Below are 17,181 nucleotides of genomic sequence, written 5' to 3' on the forward strand. Positions count from 1 at the left end.
AGTGGAAGGCGCGAAGACTCCTTCGGGATGAAGCGGGTAGGTGAGACCCCGCAGGAGCAAAGCGACGAGGAGGCTCACCGCACGCCCCGAGGAAAGCGAAGCGCCTGGAACGAAAATCAACAGCCTCGTTTAACAGAGCCAAAATAAAAAGGCGTATGGGGGAAAAGGGATGGAACTTTGGAGAGGTTCAGCCGGGGTTTGTATAAATGAAAAGAATGAAGTCCTGATGGTATTGCAGGGAAAAGCTCATGAAGAAAAGCTTTGGGCCATTCCGGCCGGCGGGATAGAGCTCAATGAAACACCAGAAGAATGCTGTATCAGGGAAGTTTCTGAGGAAACAGGCTTTGATGTGAAGATCATGAGGCCGCTTTACGTTAAAATCGGTGAGTCATATGGGGTAAAAGTTGAAGTCCGCTACTTTGAAGTTAAGCTGATGGGCGGGGAAATGGCCATTCAGGACCCCGATGGGCTGATCCATAAAATTGCCTGGAGAAATATCCGGGAGATGGCACTGGCAGAGTTCAGCTTTCCCGAGGACCGCGAATTTTTGCTGGGATTTTTGGAAGGGAAAGTGCTTCAGGAGCTGAATTGATAAGAAACAGTTTAGCTGACTGTATGAACTATAAAAAACGCATGGATCAGGGAATCCATGCGTTTTACTGTATTTATACCAATTTTTCCAGATTCACACGTTTGTGGATGGCAAGCATAACTGGTATGCCCACTGCCATGACAGTGAGTTCACCCGCAGCTGTTGTCAGCCATGTGAACCAGAATGGAAGCTGGAATGCCAGGTTCAGTTCAATGGCGATCAGGAACATCGTAAAAGTGAAAACCAGCGTATTCACAATCATCCTGCCCATGATACTCTTGATGTATTTTGCTGAAAGTATCGTAATCAGCAGTGCCAGTACCGATTGTCCTACTCCGAACACAAGATCATAAGCTTTCATCGGTGAAAATAGCAGGTTCGTTAAAAAGACACCAAACACTATGCCGTAAAAATATTTCTTATTGAAAACAATCAGATGGTTGAACATTTCCGAGACGCGGAATTGGACGTTTGTGAAGCCAAACGGCTGGATTACGGCAGAAACAGCAATATACAGCGCGGCAAGAATCCCGTTTCGCACAATCATTTTCGTATTCATTTTCATCGCTCCTAGTTTTTTATCGTGGGATGGTTGCGAACCACGTTTGTTTTAGAACCAAGTTTACATTATATAGGATAATAGACCTGACCACAATAAAATTATTTAAAGAAAATATTTTACTTATAAGGGAGTTTCATATAGTGAAAATAAGACTCTATGAAAAAGAAGATACACTGGCCATCTTGAGTTTAAGCATGGAAACAATCTTATCAGTGAACATCAAAGACTATACGACGGAACAGTGTGAGGTATGGGCTGACAGTTTTTCAAATATCGAAAAATTAGAGAGGCGACTTGGGAACAGCCTGGCCTTTGTTTGCGAATTGGATGGCGAGGTGGCAGGGTTCGGAAACCTTAACGAAGCAAGGGAAATAGACTTGTTATATACCCACAAAAATTTTCAAGGCAAGGGAGTCGGAACGGCCATTTTAAAAAAGCTTGAGGAAGCTGCCCGCCGCAGGGAATATCCTGAGCTGTCAACAGAAGCAAGCGTGACAGCCAGAGGCTTTTTTCTCTCCAACGGATATAAAGAAGTGAAAGAGCAGAAGAAGATGGTAAGAGGAATGGAATTTATCAATTTTATAATGAAGAAAAACTTAACGCACGGGAAATAGTCCCCGTGCGTTTCCAATTATAGATTGCTTGGAAGTGCCGCTGCTTCAGAGATCTCAACCATCCAGGACAAAATGGTCGTACTGTCGCGGACATTGTTTTCCTGGATTCTTTTCAAGAGTGTCCAGACTCCGTCCTGATTTGCGTTGTTAGCGAAAACCTGAAATAGGTTTTGATGATTTGTGTATGGTTCACCAGGGCATTCAATCAAACCATCAGTGGTTAAAAGCAGATGGTTCATCCCTTTGCGCAGCTCTTTCCTGCCAGTGCTGTAGCAAGGTACAGCCATTTCAAAGGTATTCACCTGGCCGATCCATTCATAAAAATGGCGCTGATTTACTTGATATTGCCCAAAGGCTGCGAGCTCCTCATGATGCAAAAATAACAAACAGTCACCAACAGAAAACCACCAGATGTACTTTCCTTTTCTGGCCATCATCAGACAGGCTGTTTCGCCGGCAATCTTCCTGCATTCAGCTAAAAAGTCGTCGCTTTGGAAAAGGGTAAGAACCCAGGCTTCCAGGGCCCTAAACGCCTGTTCGGACTGCAGGGTGAGTAAATCTAATATCTCATGTTTTTTCTGTTCAAACACGCTGACGACCAGCTCAGCGCTTTCTGCCGAGTTATGGGCATCTAGCAAAATAACAAACTCCCAATCTTCCAGGGCATCTGCCAGCAGCAGGCAGCCGTCTTCGTTTTTATATTGCCCTGCCGCTGAATTGCCGCCGTAACGTCCTACAGCTACACTGCCAAACTCCTCAACACTAATATTGTCAACAAAGCTCTCCTGACTTCCGACCCAGCTGAATTCGATTTGATTATTCATTTAGGTTCAACATCCTTTATAAGTTTTAAACTCTCGCTTTCAGCCAATCTGTGACCGCAGGCATAAACTCAGGCACAAATTTCTTCTCCAGATTGCAGAACTCCCTTGTGCTTCCAGTGCTGCACTTCCAAAAAAAGGTGATTCGCCGAAGGGAAGACTTTGTTTGTAATGTCAGTAGACCCAAGGTGTTTCTTGATATTCTGGATGCTTGAAAGTGGCGGACACAGGACGTCTTTCTCTCCAAAAAGCGCAAGCACTGGCCATGTGATTTTTGGAAGAATAGGGACTGGACCGTAATCTATGTGAGATTTATATAGTGTTTATATCCATATTTTGAGATCAGCTTTGCAAGAGCCAGCAAGGTCTTAATTTTTCCCAAAGCGATCTGTTTATGAACGGTTGATTTGTTTTCTGCTTCATGATGAAGGTTGATGTCAGTCATGATTTGTTCGTAAACAGGGATATAAGGGCGGGCAAGAGTAATGAAAAATTTGATCTCTTCATACTTGGCTGCTGAGAGCTGGGCAATCCAACCTCCCTGGCTGTGGCCGATCAAGCCGACTTTTTCTCTGTCAATTTCGCTTCTTGATTGCAAAAAATGGACTGCTGCCAGTGCATCTGCAGCACGGTCATGAAAGTCCTGCTCTTCCCAGCTGCCTGTAGAACCGCCATTGCCAGGCTTGTCAAAAAGTAAAACAGCAATGCCGTGTTCATTGCAGTGTTGAGCTAGAGTGACCCGCATTTTGAATCCCCAAGCATCTCCATAACGTTCAGACTCACCGCCAGAGCCTGCTAAAAATGCCATCGCTGGAACAAGCTGCTCGATGTGATCGGGTAGGAAAAGTGTGCCGCATAGCGTTTCCTTTGCGCCTTTAAATATTATTTCTTCTATTATTATCGGTTCACTCATTATGTATTTTTTCAAGTATGAGGAACATGTTGTATGAGCTAATTATAAAGGAAGGAGGATGATGCTAAAATAGAAAAAGAGCTAGAAACTGAATTGAGGAACGCTTTTTACAAAAGAATGCGTAAAGAAAATGATGCAGAGCGCTTAGCTTACTATAAGTAAGCTGATGTTGTATATTGGATATAGTTAACTAAATAATGAATGTACTGGAGGAATAGAAGATGTTCCAAAGAGAAATCAAGGATCATTGGACTGTACAATATGAGGAAAAAGATTTACCGCATGTCCAGGCAGGACTGGTTTTAAATCCGCAGAGGTGGAGGGAGCTTGATCCTTTTATCCTGATGGCGGAGGACTGGTTCAAGCGCGGCACATTCTCTGACCATCCGCATCGCGGTTTCCAGACGATCACTTATGTGATAGATGGCAGGCTTGAACACATCGATAATCATGGCGGGCACAGTATCCTTGAGTCAGGGGACATCCAATATATGAATGCCGGATCAGGTGCGAGGCATGCAGAAGAGGCGGTTGACCAGGATATCGCCCATACGCTGCAGCTTTGGCTTAATCTGCCTAAAAGCTTAAAGAATACGACAACATCCTATCAGGATGTATACTCTGAAACAGCGCCGATTGTTCAGTTTGATGGCGGTTTCCTGAAGGTTTACTCAGGTGAAACGGCCGGAGTAACTGGTCCGCTGGAGCCATTGTTGCCGTTCACCCTTTCCGAAATCATCCTATCAGAGGGGGCGGAATTCTCATACGAACTTCCGGAAGGACATAATGCATTCATCTACGTCCTGTCCGGTGATTTGAATACAGGGAAAAGCGGCACAAACTTGAAAAAATCCTCAGCTGCAACTCTTTCGTATAATGATGGCGGGGAAGGCTTAAGCGAATTGCAGCTAAAAGCAAATAGCCGCTCCAGGGTTCTCGTTTATTCAGGAAAACCGATCAAGGAAGAAGTAGTGGCGTACGGCCCGTTCGTAATGAATTCAATGGAAGAAATCCGACAGGCTTACCGTGATTATCATGAAGGAAAATTTGGCGAGGAAGCGAAGTAAATATTTGAAAAATTTCTATTTATTTTTTCCTGTCGAAAAAGTAAGATATAAGTAGAATTAAAATCCGATAATGGCAAAACCAGGGAAACCTGGCGACGCAAAACTACAGGGGCTAATGTCTTTCGGACTATGCCAGCCAGTTGCCGAAGATTCACATAGCGTACGGTGTGTGCTGTTCTTCGGACAGCACTTTTTTATTTTTTATCGATTTTAGTTCAAACTTTATAACGGGGGAATTAGAATGAAGAAGCTTTTGACAACAGCAGTTTTGACAGGGGTGCTTGCCTTTGGTTCGGGTGTATCAGCCGATGAGGTAATCGAAACGGCAGATCCGGGCGTTACACCAGATGAATTCTTTTTTACTTTCGATCAATTATTTGAGGAGCTAAAGCTGTTAGTGACCTTCGATGATGAAAAGGAGGCCCAGCTGCTGCTTGAGTTTGCGAGTGAGAGACTTGCGGAAGCAACAGCTATGTCTACTGAAGAGAAAGATGAATTTGTGCAAGCAGCTTTAGAGGATTATTTAGCTGCTCTTGAGGAAGCTCAGGAAAAAGTGACTGAAGTGATTGTCGAGGAAGAAACCGATTCAGAGGGCGCGGATGAACTCACTGAACAGTTAGAAGACGTTGCTGAAGTAGAGGACGAGCTTGCAGAGGATGCAGAAGGCGAACTGGAGGAAGAGCTGGAAGAAGCTGTCGAAGAGGCAAAGGTTGTTGCGAATGTAGTGAAGGGGCTTGATCAGGAAAAGGTGGCTGAGCTTCGTGAACAAGGGCTTGGATATGGTCAAATTGCCCAGATTTTCTGGCTGGCTGAAACAGCCGATATTACCGTAGATGAAGTTGCTGCTATTTTTACAGAAGAAAAGCTTGGATTTGGACAAGCTGTTAAACAGCTTGGTGTCGAGAAAAAAGGATTGGCCTTAGGCAAGAAGAAGGGCTCTGATGAGGAAGAAGCAGATGATGCCGCCTCTGAAGATGACTCATTGGAGTCTGGAGATGTTGAAGCAGGCGATGGAGATAGTGCTGATGCTGAGGATAATGGAACTGGGGCTGGCCAGACAGAAGACGGGGCAGTGACAGAAGGAGAAGCAGATGATACTGCTTCAGCTGAAACAACAACTTCAACTTTACTGGCGAATGCAGCAACAACTGTTAAGAGCAGTGATAAAAAGACCGCAGCACAGCCTGCGACTGTAAGAGCGGATGAGAAAAAGACTGCGGCTGCTAAGAAAGCTGACGAGCAAAAACAGGCTGCTGCTAAGAACGCTGAAGAACAAAAGCAGCAAGCCGCGAAGCAAGCGGAGGAAAAGAAAAAAGAAGAAGCTAGAAAAGCAGAAGAGAAAAAGAAGGAAGAAGCAAAAAAAGCCGAAGATAAGCAGCGTGAAGAAAACAAGAAGGCTGAAGAGCAGAAACAAAAAGAGGAGTCTGAAAAGGCTAAAGGAAAGAAGGATCAGGGTTCTAACGGAGATGAAGCGGGCCCTAAGGAAGATGAAAGCAGCAAGGTAGACAAGGGCGGCAATGAAGGCTCCGGAAAAGGCAATGGCAACGGCAAGTAGGGCAGCCTGAATATTGCCAACCTTTGGTCAGATACTCAAAAAGCGTTTGATTTGACGGATATTTCTGTGTCATGTATGATATAATTATAAACTTGAATAGTTCTCCTAAAGGGGAGTAGCTTTTACAACAGAGTCGTCATTACGGAGATTTCTCCCGGCTTTGTTGGCAACGACAGTTGTTAGCAAGACCTTTACCATATTTGGTGAAGGTCTTTATTTGTTTTTAAACCTTCACCGCTTCCGGTGAAGGTTTTTTTATTACGATAAAAGCATTTTTGAAATAAGCAACATAAATTTTATTAATGGAGTGTGGTTCGAATGAAGAAAAAACAGCTGCGTTTTGAGGAACTTGTCAAGAAGAACCGGGAAGAATTATTAATGGATCAGCGTCTGCTCGAAAAGATCGAGAAGCGTCTTGATGATCGATACTCAGGCGGAAAGAAGTAATTTAATCTAGATGGAGGATCAGGAATGTTATTAAGAAAGTATATGTCGCTTATGGGCGTCGGGTCAGCACAAATTGACCTTGTTTTGGAGAAGGATGTACTGAGGCCGGGAGAAGCAGTGAATGGGCAATTTCTAATAAAAGGCGGAACAATCGACCAGCACTTAAAACAGATAGACTGCGCCCTGGTCATGGTGGATGAGAAAACAGGAGCAGAGAAGGAAATCGATAACATAGCAATTAAGATACAGACAAAGATCGAATCAGATGAAAACGACAAAGTTCCGTTTTCCTTCAAGCTCCCAGAAGACGTACCAGTATCCAGCAAAGCCATCTCCTACCACTTCAAGACAAAGCTAACCTTCGAACAAGGCGTAGAAAGCTGGGACGAAGACATGATCAAAGTAATAAAAGACAAATAGCTTCATCACATTAACGCGCCGGGGGTCAGACCCCCACTGAGTTAATGCGGTGAAGCGCTGGGGGTCTGACCCCCGGTGCTGTAAAGCGGTGAATGGTTAGAGAGGAGGGGTGAGGGTGAGTTTGTATGGTGAGTTGGCGCGGAGTGTGGTATATCGTCATAAGGGGTCGAGGGTGAATCTTGAGGGCATGGATGATCGGCTGGAGCTGATTGGGGAAGGAAGAAGTGCGTTTGCGTTTCGGATAGCCGGGACTGAGCTTGTCCTGAAGGTATTCTTCCCGTCATTTGAGCACATAGCTGCTGAGGAAGCGGCAATATATCAAGAGTTAAAGGGAAATCCGTTCTTCCCGTCATTGCACGAATCAGGCAGCAATTATCTCGTGATTGATTATATTCATGGTACAACGCTGTTCAATTGCCTGGTTAATGGAATCCCCATTGCCGGCCGGCATATAAAAAAGGTTGATGCCGCCCTTCAGCTTGCGAGGGAAAAAGGATTGAATCCCTCGGACATTCATTTAAGGAATATCATCATCACTCCGGAAGGAAACGTCCGTCTTATTGACGTCGCACGCTTCCGCCAGACCAAGAAATGCTCACAGTGGGATGACCTGAAGCGCGCATTCTACAAGTTTTACCGGCACAAGCGCTTCCCAAAGAAATTGCCGGAAACAATGATGAACTTGATTGCCTACTTTTATAAAAAAGGACTGCTTCCAAACTTGAACTAATGATTTAAGCTCAGTTTTAAGCAGTCCTAGACCAATTTTTTGCCTGTCATTGAATAGCAAAAATCTGGACAACCTCATATTTCATCCTAATAAAAGGTTTGTTACAAAAGTTACCAACACAACCCCGTACCTGAAATCCACGTTTTCCAAAACCAGCCTATATAATAATAAAAGTGATTAACAATAAGGTGGTGATTCCGTGAAGCTGAACATCAATGATATTCTATCGAAAAGTATCCTGACCCCGGGGAGGGGGTTGCTGAGTGAGTATTCCCATTCCCTAAACCCGTATGCAGGCTGTGCGTTTGGCTGCAGCTATTGTTATGTAAGGCAGCTTCCGGTTTCACTTTTTCGCGAGGAAGAATGGGGAACCTGGGTAGATATCAAGGCGAATGCAGCTGAATTATTGCGTAAGGAATTGGTCAAGGCCAAGAAGAAAGGGCCGGTTACGATTTTTATGTCGTCGGCAACAGATCCTTACCAGCCAATAGAAGCGAAAACCATGCTGACAAGAAGCCTTCTGGAGGTCATGCTTGAAGTCCAGCCTGACTTTCTGTTCGTCCAGACCCGTTCACCGCTTGTAAAAAGAGATCTCGACTTATTTAAACAGTTCGGCAATAAAATCAGGATATCGATGACGATTGAAACAGATAAAGAAGAAATCAGAAAAGCCTTTGCTCCATCAGCTCCACCGATACCTGCAAGGATGAAGGCGTTAAAGGAAATCACCGCTGCTGGTGTATTGACACAGGCGACGATTTCGCCGTTATTGCCCTGCTCGAGGGAATTTCCTGAAAAGCTAAAAGGAGTGGCCAGCAGGATTACCATCGATGATTTTTGGATGGGTGATGGAAGCGGAGGAAAACGGACCAGGAAGCTGGGAGTATATAAGATCTATGAACAGCTCGGCATGGAAAAATGGTACAATCCATCTGCTTATAAAGTCATTCTAAAAATGATGAAAGAGGAATTGGGAGTAACAGAAGTGTTGGTGTCCCAAAGCGGTTTCAGCCCTGGCGCCGGAGGTATTTTTAATTAAGGCATATTCCAGCCCAAGGGTAAAAACTTGTCCTGCTTCTTCCACCTGCGTTATGATGGATGATAACAGTGTATAAATGAATCTGACGGTTAAATGATAAATTATAATTTCTTTTTGGAACATTTGGAGGAAGATTGAATGAACAATGAATTGAAGTTATTAGGTGAAGCAATTGTTAATAGGAAGCATGAAATAGCAAAAGCGGTCCATGATGACCGATATTCTGCGGTACAGCTTACGGAAGCACAAAAACATGACCTGAAAAAAATTGAAGGCCAGATTCTTGAGATTCGCGCCAACTTCATCAGTCTTTTCGGCCATGCCCTGATTGAGCATGAAGACAGGCAAAAAGGCCTTGATAGCATCACACAATGGGGAAAAGACACAGGAGAATACATTTATAAGCTAGGTGCATCCCTTGACGAAGCGCTTAAAGATACTAGCTATTATCGCGCCCATATCTGGAATGCGATTAAAGAAGAAGCGAAGGATATGACTGCTGGAACAGTCTTTGCTGTATTGGAAGTCATTGACCCGCTCATGGACCATGCAATCTACAGCTTCAGCTTAACATTCGTGGAATCTCACCAAAAGAGCCTTGAGAATGCGAAAACGGCTCTTCTTGAGCTATCTGTGCCTGTCGTTCCATTATTGCCGGGCGTTGGCGTGCTTCCGCTAGTTGGTAATGTGGATACAGAAAGAGCTCAGCTTTTGATGGAAGAAACTCTTGAGCAAGCAGTTAAGCTTAAGCTTACTCATCTGATTTTTGACGTGTCAGGTGTAATGATCGTTGATACGATGGTAGCGGACCAGCTGTTCAAAGTAATCAGCGCATTATCACTGGTCGGTGTGAAAACAATCATGACAGGAATCCGTCCAGAGGTTGCCCACACAATGGTAACCCTTGGCTTGAACCTTGAAGGTATCACGGTAAAATCGAACCTTCACCAGGCATTTAAGGAAATCCAGACTTTAAAAGAAGTGTAAATAACTTTCAAAAAGCTGCATACGTGCAGCTTTTTTTATTTCCCGTAGAAAGTCAACCCACTTCCCAAAAAAGCAATACATAGTCAAGTTCTGTAGAAAAAAAGAGGAAATTCAATCTCTAAAGCGAATAAGTATCCATCTGAAATTCAAATGGTGGTTGCAATGCATGAGCAAAAAAAATCCTGCTAAAATTCACATAATTGGCTCTGTTGGCAGTGGAAAAACGACTCTGGGGAAGAGGCTTTCTGCAAAGTTAAGTATCGCGCATTATGAGCTCGATAACGTAGTATGGCAAAGGCTGGATACTGGGGAGGTCCGCAGAAAGGCTGAAGAAAGAGATGCGTATCTGCGCAGTATAATCGGCAGAGATGCCTGGATCATTGAAGGCGTCCACTATGAATGGGTTCATGCCAGTTTTAAAAATGCTGATATCATCATCCTGCTGGATCCGCCGTATGCTGTAAGGACAGTCAGGATCATCAAAAGGTTCATTCTGCAAAAGCTTGGATTTGAACAGTCCAATTACAAGCCAACCTTCGCGATGTTCAGGAAAATGTTTGCCTGGAACCGCTATTATGAAGAAAAAAGCAAACCGGAGATATCGGAAATCCTGAAGGGGTACGAACAGAAGGTAGTCATCATAGAAAAAAGCAGCGACCTTAGACAAATCTATGATTGGGAGGCCTGATTATGGCACTGATAATACGAAATGCAGAGGAACGGGATGTTCCTCTGCTTTATGATTTGATGCTTGACTATATAGTCAATTTTTATCAAAAACCAAAGCCAAAGGAAACGGATCTAAAAAACCTGATTCAGCATCTTTTGGACCATCCTGAAGCAGGACTGCAATTTGTCGCTGAAAAAGACGGAAAACTAGTTGGTTTCGCTACATTATATTTCACATTCAGCACGCTGCAGGTAAAACGGGCAGCCATCCTCAACGATTTGTTCGTGACAACGGAGGCCAGGGGACATAAGGCGGGTGAGCGGCTATTCGAAGCCTGCCTGGCATATATCAGGGAAAATAATTATGCCTATATGACCTGGGAAACAGCGAGAGACAATCTGGTTGCCCAGGGACTGTACAACAAAATGGGCGGTCAGCTTTCTGAATGGCTTGTGTACGAAATCGAATAGAGTACTGTTGGACTGCATCGGGCGGCTGGCTCGTACATGCCCTTTGCCAAAATTCTATTTGAATTGTCTTAAGCCAGGGTCTCAGAACAATTCGAAAACCATTTACCCGTTTGAATTGTCTTGAGCGGGGGTCTCAGAACAATTCGAAAACCATTTACCCGTTTGAATTGTCTTGAGCCGGGGTCTCAGAAAACAATTTGAAAGCCATTAACCCGTTTGAATTGTCTTGAGCCGGGGTCTCAGAACAATTCAGAGGCCCTTTATCTGTTTGAATTGTCTTGAGTCGAGGTCTTAGAACAATTCGGAAGCCATTTATCTGTTTGAATTGTCTTGAGCCGGGGTCTTAGAACAATTCGGAAGCCCTTTATCTGTTTGAATTGTCTTGAGCCGGGGTCTTAGAACAATTCAGAGGCCCTTTATCTGTTTGAATTGTCTTGAGCCGGGGTCTTAGAACAATTCGGAAGCCATTTATCCATTTGAATTGTCTTGAGCCGGGGTCTCAGAACAATTCGGAAGCCATTTATCAGTTTGAATTGTCTTGAGCCGGGGTCTCAGAACAATTCGGAAGCCATTTATCCATTTGAATTGTCTTGAGCCGGGGTCTCAGAACAATTCGAAGGCCATTAATCCGTTTGAATTGTCTTGAGCGATTGTCCGGCGGATTGCATAATGATCAAGATACATAGTGCCGTCATTTTTAAATCAACCGATAAGAAATCTCATCAAAAAAACTGCACCAGATTTTCTTCTGGTGCAGTCATTTTGATGTATGGGTCTATATAAACTCAACAATGTCCTCAATTGGGAGGCGGGTTGTTGGATGTCCGGGTGCAGCTGCTTTTCCAAGCGCAATCAGTACGATTGGCATATAGCGGTCGTCCAAATTGAATCTTTCGATGAATTGCTGCTTGTTGAAGCCGCCCATCGGCACGGTGTCATAGCCTCTGTCTTTCGCAATCAGCATCAGCTGCATGGAAACCAGGCCTGCATCGAAGGAAGCGATGTTCATTCTTGTTTCTGCAGGTGCAGCTGAATAAAGCTTGGTGGACCCCTCGATCATCCTGGCCATGATAGCTTCGTCCATATAGCCTGCTTCATAGGAACTGCGATAGACCTTTTCAGCGTTCTTGTACATTTCTTTGTCACCAAGAACAGCGATGACCGCGGAAGCTGTCTCGACCTGTTCCTGGTTATTGGCGATTGTTCTGAGCTCCTTTTTTGTATCCTGGTCCTAAATGACAAGAAACTTCCATGGCTGCAGATTGCTTGAGGAAGGAGCGAGAGCGGCCTCTTTTAAAATATCAGTGATTTCCTCTCTGGAAATCTTGAATTCTGAATCATATTTACGAACCGAACGGCGATCACGGATAATCGCTGATAAGTTGTTCTGTGTTGTATTCATTTTTGTTCCTCCAGATGTTTTTACTTACTATAAGTAACCAATATGTAGCTTACTATTCGTAATCTATAAAGTCAAACAAGATGCTTTGGAGGAATCACAGCAAAAAATATGCGAAAGGTGAGGAGAAAATGAGCAAATATGCATTGCCGATTTCAATCATCATACTAAGTATTGCACTGCTTTATAATGGATATCAGCTAGGGAAGGTACCTGCAGAAAAGGGCGCACAGCCAGCAGGAATACAGGTGAATGAGGACAAGGGTCTGCTGATCATGAAGGAGACCGCGGAATACTTAAGTATATCGGAGAAACAGCTCGAAGAACTTGTAAAGGTCCAGGCTTTTGAAAAGAGTCAATTGGGAAGCTTCGATACCTACAGATTCATTCCTTACATTGAAATCGATGAAGAGAAGCTAATTCAATAAAAATCAGATAGATGAGTGGATTAAATATAATTCAACCGTTTGGGAAAAGTGGAATGGACAGTAAAGAAATATACAGCTCCCTTTTTTTAGGGACAAATGAGAGGTGCCTGAATTCCCTTGCCGGGTTCAGGTACCTCTTTTTATTCCGCTTTTTCCGCTAAAAGCAGAAACCATTCCCTCGTCTGCCCAGGATTTTTGCTGTTGATGAAAATCTTCTTGCTATCTGTTTCAATATACAAATATGGAGCTGAGTCTTTATGGATGAAGAGAAGACTGCTTCCATATTCTTTTACCTTAAATTGCCCTTTCGCCATGGTGGAGAGTCCAAACCCATTCTTTTTCCAGGTTGCCTCAGGCATATCATCCAACAGCTCCACTCTTCGAATCTCCGAGTAATTCCATTCATCGCCATACATTCCGGTAATCTCAAAGCTGGCCGGCCCCGTTTTTAGTTCAAAGTCCTGGTACCCCAGATAGGAGAGAACGGCCAGACCCCCAATCGTAACAGCCGCCATCAAGGCGCTGATGATATAACTCCGTTTCCGTTTCTTCTTAACTTCATACTTAGAAAGATAAATAACGCCACCAAGCAAAAAGATAAGCATGAACCCAAACTGCAATTCCATTGAAAATCTGAATGAGGTAAAGGTCAATGGCAGCAGTATTGCCATTCCGGCAGCGGTAGCGACCATCAGCTTGCCGACTCTTTGCGGATATCTGTTCCTGACTAATTCCTCCTGTTCCTCTGCATTCCTGCCATTAAAATTGGAGATCAGCCAGTACGCTTTCTTATTGAGGATTGCCCATCCGAAACCAAGGAACATTAGTATCAGAAATAATTGAATTCCCAGCATAAACCCCATACAATGACCTCCTAATAACATTAATAAAAAGGTATGATTAAAGCTCGATGTTGATTTTTACCCTGTGGATTGTAGTGGAAGGCGCGAAGACTCCTTCGGGATGAAGTGGGCAGGTGATACCCCGCAGGAGCAGAGCGACGAGGAGGCTCACCGCACACCCCGAGGAAAGCGAAGTGCCTGGAACGAAAAATCAACAGCATTATTTAACACAGCCTAAAAATAAATACGGATTGCCGCCTAAATAAGTTTCATCTTGCATAGTTTAAAATAGCTTTTTGAAAACACAGTGGGATTCGAGAAGGAAAACGGTCGAAATTTGTTGAATTAAGAAAATGGGAATTTTAGTAATTTACTATTATAGGAGGAACGAGCATGAAATTTCTAAAAGACTGGACAGCATTCGAAAAAGCGTGGCTGCTCCTGTTTACTGCGGTCAACATTTATTTGTTCTTTGCATGGGAGGATTCGCTTCTGGGATTGATTTCTTCTATCACAGGTATGCTATGCGTGGTTTTGGTTGCGAAGGGGAAAATCTCGAACTACTATTTTGGGATCATTCAAACTTCAACATATGCTTATATCGCCTACACATATGGGCTCTATGGCGAGGCGATGCTGAATGGGCTCTTTTATTTTCCGGTGCAATTCATCGGGATCTATATGTGGAGAAAGAGCCAGCTGAAGGAAACCGAAAGCGTGAAAGGGGAGGATATCCCGGTCCAGCGTTTATCAAGGAATGGCTGGATCAAGCTGCTCGCTATCATCGCAATTTCGATTGTGGCGTATGGCTTCTTCCTCAAATACCTTGGCGGCAAAAGTGTCTGGATCGACTCGGCGACCAATGTCCTGTCCATTTCTGCACAAATCCTGATGCTCAGACGATTCGCTGAGCAATGGGCTTTATGGATTTCCGTCAATGTCCTGTCGATTATCCTCTGGTTCGGTGCGCTCGCTTCTACAGGAGGCAATGATATTTCAATGCTCGTGATGTGGTCTGCGTTCCTCGTGAATTCGATATACGGCTACATCAACTGGACGAAGATGTCCAAAAAGCAGGATCTGGAGGCAGCAGCATGACAATAGGGAAGGTAGGGATGTACGGCGGCAAATTTGTCCCCGTCCATCTCGGCCATGTTTACGCAATGATTAAAGCCAGTACAATGGTTGAAGAACTCCATGTCATCGTCTCACATGACACAGAATACGAAAGAACGGCCATTTTTAAACATGCTAAGATTCCATATATTCCAATCCGAAAGCGCGTGAGATGGTGGACGCAAATCACCAGGGACCTGCCCCATGTCCACGTCCATGTGATTGAGGAGCTTCAAACAGGTCATTTTTCCGATTGGGAAAAAGGGGCAGAGGCAATCAAGGCAGCTGTAGAAAAGGAAATAGATGTCGTCTTCAGCTCTGAATACCAATATTCCGAGTATTTTGATGTCCTGTATCCTAAGGCAAAGCATGTGGTTATTGATCCAAACCGGAAGAAGCACCCTATATCGGCTACGGCAATCCGAAATGAAGGACCCTTCAAGCATTGGGAGATGCTGCCGAAGGAGGTGCAGCCCGATTTTGTAAAAAAGGTCGTCGTAGTCGGTACCGAGAGCTGTGGCAAGTCAACACTTGTCAGAAATCTGGCAGCCCTTTACAATACAGTGTACGTTGAGGAAGCTGGAAGGACATATTATGAAAGACTTGGAGATTGTGAAAATATTACCTTTGAAGAAGATTTTCCTGAAATCGCGATTGAACACAAATACAAGGAAAAGCAGCAGCTCGAAAAAGCGAATAAGGTATTGTTCATAGATACAGAAGCCATTGTCACCCAGTATTTCTCCCTACTCTATGTGAACAAGCGACAGCATGTGTTAGACCAGCTCGCATCTCTCCAGGATTATGACCTTTGGCTGTTTCTTGAGCCAGATGTTAAATGGGTGGATGACGGCACCAGGACCTTTGGAGAACAGCAGGTAAGGGAGTCTAACAATGCTGCTTTGAAAAAACTATTGAAGGAATCTGGTGTTAACTATATCTCCATCAGCGGGAATTATCATGAAAGACTAGAGCAGGCGATTGTGCTTGTGGATGAATTGCTAAAATAAAAAGACAGACAGCATCCCCATCGGGCTGCTGTCTGTCTTATTTTTTGCGAGGAAGTATATGCTTTAGCTTGCATTTCGTTCAGTTTCTCCACTAATCCTCAGATTGCGAGACTTCAAGAAGAAGATTCCAGTCAGGGTAACGGACAATACACCGAACATCACGCTCATATTTTGGAGTCCGACAGCATCAAGCAGGAATCCGGTCATGAGCAGGACGATCTGGAAGACTACCCGGTCCATCATATTACGGAAAGAGAAGAATCGTCCGTGATAATCCTTTGGAACCTTCGTCTGAAAAATTGTCGCCGCCGTCGGGAAGAAACAGCCGACTGAAAAGCCGAACACCACAAAGGCGATGATTGTCAATGCTGCCTGGTCGGCAAAAAACAGAAGCATTTGCGAAAGTCCGATGAACAGCGATGCAGCAAATAAAATCGAGTAAGGAGAGACCTTGTCGCTGATGCGCTTGATTAAGAATGCGCCGCTCATAAATGAAATCCCCTCTGCTGTATAAATCCACCCTTTGATGGCTGAGCTGTCCTGAAGCTCACTGATATTGATGACAATCAAATTGAAGCCGCCAAGGAATAGCAACGGTATCAATGTCAGGATCAAAGTCATCATGACAATCGGCAGTTTCGTCATGATTGGAAACACATTCTTGAATCCCTGCTTTGGTGCGCCTGATTTGGACGGCAGTGCCTTCTTTTGTTCGTCAAACTTCAATAGCCAGGTCATTCCAAATAAAACCAGGTAAGCTGCGAGTGATAATAGATACACCATGTTCAACGGAATGACGACCAATAATATTCCTGCAGCGGCTGTGCCCACGATCCGCGAAAGTGTGGACACATTCATATGGACACCGTTAAGCTGCAGCAGATCCTTTTCATCTACCACCAGTGGAATCGCCGCCTGCAAAGCAGGAAAATAAAATGCTGCAGATATTTGCAGCAGAACCAGGAATACGAGCATCCACCACACCGAGCCAGTATGAATGGCCACAAGCATGAATACCACACTTACCGCCCTTACAAAACCGGAGACCAGCATCACCGTTTTTTTGCTATGCTGGTCGGTCAGCCGGCCGGCAATAGGCCCAACAGCAATGCCGGCGAGCAGTCCAGCCGCAAGCAATAGTGACTTTAAAAAGTCGGATGGAATCTTCTCCTGCATGAATTCCAGATTCCCGATAATCCCAAGCCACAATCCGAGCCCGGCAATGAACTCCCCCGTTAATAAAATCCAGACATTTTTATTTCTCCACATTCCCTTGTGCCCCTTAATATTGTGTATTTTTACTTTTTTTTTTGAATGTATATACTCTTTGCAAACTGTCTAGCTCCAGCGCCTAGCCCCTCGAGTCGCTTGTCTAGCTGCGGCTCCTAACTCCTCGAGACGCTTCGGTCCTGCCAATGAAGTCAAAGAGCGACTTCACTGGCAGGCCCTCCAGCGCTTTTCGGAGTTAAGCAGTCGCCTCCGCTTTTCTTATTGTCTAG

General features: G+C 44.4%; 19 protein-coding genes, 1 pseudogene and 2 riboswitches. Of the genes and pseudogenes, 14 read left to right on the top strand and 6 right to left on the bottom strand.

Features of this window, described 5'->3' with window-relative positions:
- Positions 1 to 169 precede the first annotated feature (169 nt).
- Entirely contained in the window at positions 170 to 592 is a 423-nt protein-coding gene (locus AC3EBE_RS05595; RefSeq protein WP_488594035.1) for an NUDIX hydrolase, read from the top strand.
- 73 nt (positions 593 to 665) lie between these two features.
- Here the strand turns inward: AC3EBE_RS05595 and AC3EBE_RS05600 are convergent, their stop codons facing one another.
- On the bottom strand, positions 666 to 1,151 hold the full coding sequence (locus AC3EBE_RS05600; RefSeq protein WP_488594036.1) for a QueT transporter family protein: 486 nt from the start codon (positions 1,149 to 1,151) through the stop codon (positions 666 to 668).
- Positions 1,152 to 1,156: 5 nt separating this feature from the next.
- A riboswitch (PreQ1 riboswitch) is annotated at positions 1,157 to 1,201 on the bottom strand.
- Between the two features lie 93 nt (positions 1,202 to 1,294).
- Here AC3EBE_RS05600 and AC3EBE_RS05605 point away from each other — a divergent pair.
- The gene (locus AC3EBE_RS05605; protein ID WP_488594037.1) at positions 1,295 to 1,768 is read left to right on the top strand and encodes a GNAT family N-acetyltransferase; all 474 of its coding nucleotides are present in this window, start codon (positions 1,295 to 1,297) and stop codon (positions 1,766 to 1,768) included.
- Between the two features lie 17 nt (positions 1,769 to 1,785).
- Here the strand turns inward: AC3EBE_RS05605 and AC3EBE_RS05610 are convergent, their stop codons facing one another.
- A complete protein-coding gene (locus AC3EBE_RS05610) occupies positions 1,786 to 2,592 on the bottom strand; it encodes a protein phosphatase 2C domain-containing protein (protein WP_488594038.1) in 807 nt (268 codons plus the stop codon).
- Positions 2,593 to 2,890: 298 nt separating this feature from the next.
- The gene (locus tag AC3EBE_RS05615; RefSeq protein ID WP_488594039.1) at positions 2,891 to 3,502 is read right to left on the bottom strand and encodes an alpha/beta hydrolase family protein; all 612 of its coding nucleotides are present in this window, start codon (positions 3,500 to 3,502) and stop codon (positions 2,891 to 2,893) included.
- A gap of 221 nt (positions 3,503 to 3,723) precedes the next feature.
- Here AC3EBE_RS05615 and AC3EBE_RS05620 point away from each other — a divergent pair, with 221 nt between their 5' ends.
- From AC3EBE_RS05620 to AC3EBE_RS05660, 9 genes are all read left to right on the top strand, one after another.
- Positions 3,724 to 4,569, top strand: a complete 846-nt coding sequence (locus AC3EBE_RS05620) for a pirin family protein (RefSeq protein WP_488594040.1) — start codon at positions 3,724 to 3,726, stop codon at positions 4,567 to 4,569.
- Between the two features lie 62 nt (positions 4,570 to 4,631).
- Positions 4,632 to 4,717, top strand: a riboswitch (cyclic di-GMP riboswitch).
- 93 nt (positions 4,718 to 4,810) lie between these two features.
- Complete coding sequence (locus AC3EBE_RS05625; protein ID WP_488594041.1) at positions 4,811 to 6,124, top strand: DUF5667 domain-containing protein; 1,314 nt, start codon at positions 4,811 to 4,813, stop codon at positions 6,122 to 6,124.
- A gap of 318 nt (positions 6,125 to 6,442) precedes the next feature.
- Positions 6,443 to 6,571, top strand: a complete 129-nt coding sequence (locus tag AC3EBE_RS05630; protein ID WP_488594042.1) for an FbpB family small basic protein — start codon at positions 6,443 to 6,445, stop codon at positions 6,569 to 6,571.
- A gap of 24 nt (positions 6,572 to 6,595) precedes the next feature.
- On the top strand, positions 6,596 to 6,991 hold the full coding sequence (locus AC3EBE_RS05635) for a sporulation protein (protein WP_488594043.1): 396 nt from the start codon (positions 6,596 to 6,598) through the stop codon (positions 6,989 to 6,991).
- 115 nt (positions 6,992 to 7,106) lie between these two features.
- Positions 7,107 to 7,721 carry a protein kinase family protein gene (locus AC3EBE_RS05640; protein WP_488594044.1) on the top strand — a complete coding sequence of 205 codons (615 nt, stop codon included), beginning with the start codon at positions 7,107 to 7,109 and terminating at the stop codon, positions 7,719 to 7,721.
- 199 nt (positions 7,722 to 7,920) lie between these two features.
- Positions 7,921 to 8,760 (top strand): SPL family radical SAM protein, encoded by an 840-nt coding sequence (locus AC3EBE_RS05645; RefSeq protein WP_488594045.1) that lies wholly within the window; start codon positions 7,921 to 7,923, stop codon positions 8,758 to 8,760.
- Positions 8,761 to 8,898: 138 nt separating this feature from the next.
- Positions 8,899 to 9,747 carry an STAS domain-containing protein gene (locus AC3EBE_RS05650; protein WP_488594046.1) on the top strand — a complete coding sequence of 283 codons (849 nt, stop codon included), beginning with the start codon at positions 8,899 to 8,901 and terminating at the stop codon, positions 9,745 to 9,747.
- Positions 9,748 to 9,913: 166 nt separating this feature from the next.
- Positions 9,914 to 10,435: a P-loop NTPase family protein gene (locus AC3EBE_RS05655; protein WP_488594047.1), complete on the top strand. Its 522-nt coding sequence runs from the start codon at positions 9,914 to 9,916 to the stop codon at positions 10,433 to 10,435.
- Positions 10,436 to 10,437: 2 nt separating this feature from the next.
- A complete protein-coding gene (locus AC3EBE_RS05660; RefSeq protein WP_488594048.1) occupies positions 10,438 to 10,887 on the top strand; it encodes a GNAT family N-acetyltransferase in 450 nt (149 codons plus the stop codon).
- Between the two features lie 775 nt (positions 10,888 to 11,662).
- Here the strand turns inward: AC3EBE_RS05660 and AC3EBE_RS05665 are convergent.
- Positions 11,663 to 12,289 (bottom strand): annotated as a pseudogene (locus AC3EBE_RS05665) (nitroreductase family protein).
- A gap of 128 nt (positions 12,290 to 12,417) precedes the next feature.
- Here AC3EBE_RS05665 and AC3EBE_RS05670 point away from each other — a divergent pair.
- Complete coding sequence (locus AC3EBE_RS05670) at positions 12,418 to 12,714, top strand: hypothetical protein (RefSeq protein ID WP_488594049.1); 297 nt, start codon at positions 12,418 to 12,420, stop codon at positions 12,712 to 12,714.
- Between the two features lie 140 nt (positions 12,715 to 12,854).
- Here AC3EBE_RS05670 and AC3EBE_RS05675 read toward each other — a convergent pair whose 3' ends face one another.
- A complete protein-coding gene (locus AC3EBE_RS05675) occupies positions 12,855 to 13,577 on the bottom strand; it encodes a DUF3784 domain-containing protein (RefSeq protein WP_488594050.1) in 723 nt (240 codons plus the stop codon).
- Between the two features lie 372 nt (positions 13,578 to 13,949).
- Between AC3EBE_RS05675 and pnuC the strand changes: the two genes are divergently transcribed.
- Positions 13,950 to 14,654 (top strand): nicotinamide riboside transporter PnuC, encoded by a 705-nt coding sequence (gene pnuC / locus AC3EBE_RS05680; RefSeq protein WP_488594051.1) that lies wholly within the window; start codon positions 13,950 to 13,952, stop codon positions 14,652 to 14,654.
- Positions 14,651 to 15,682, top strand: a complete 1,032-nt coding sequence (gene nadR, locus AC3EBE_RS05685) for a multifunctional transcriptional regulator/nicotinamide-nucleotide adenylyltransferase/ribosylnicotinamide kinase NadR (protein ID WP_488594052.1) — start codon at positions 14,651 to 14,653, stop codon at positions 15,680 to 15,682. Before pnuC ends, nadR begins: the two co-directional genes overlap by 4 nt.
- Positions 15,683 to 15,745: 63 nt before the next feature.
- Here the strand turns inward: nadR and AC3EBE_RS05690 are convergent, their stop codons facing one another.
- Entirely contained in the window at positions 15,746 to 16,951 is a 1,206-nt protein-coding gene (locus AC3EBE_RS05690; protein ID WP_488594053.1) for an MFS transporter, read from the bottom strand.
- Between the last annotated feature and the right edge of the window lie 230 nt (positions 16,952 to 17,181).

The organism is Mesobacillus sp. (assembly GCF_057785455.1).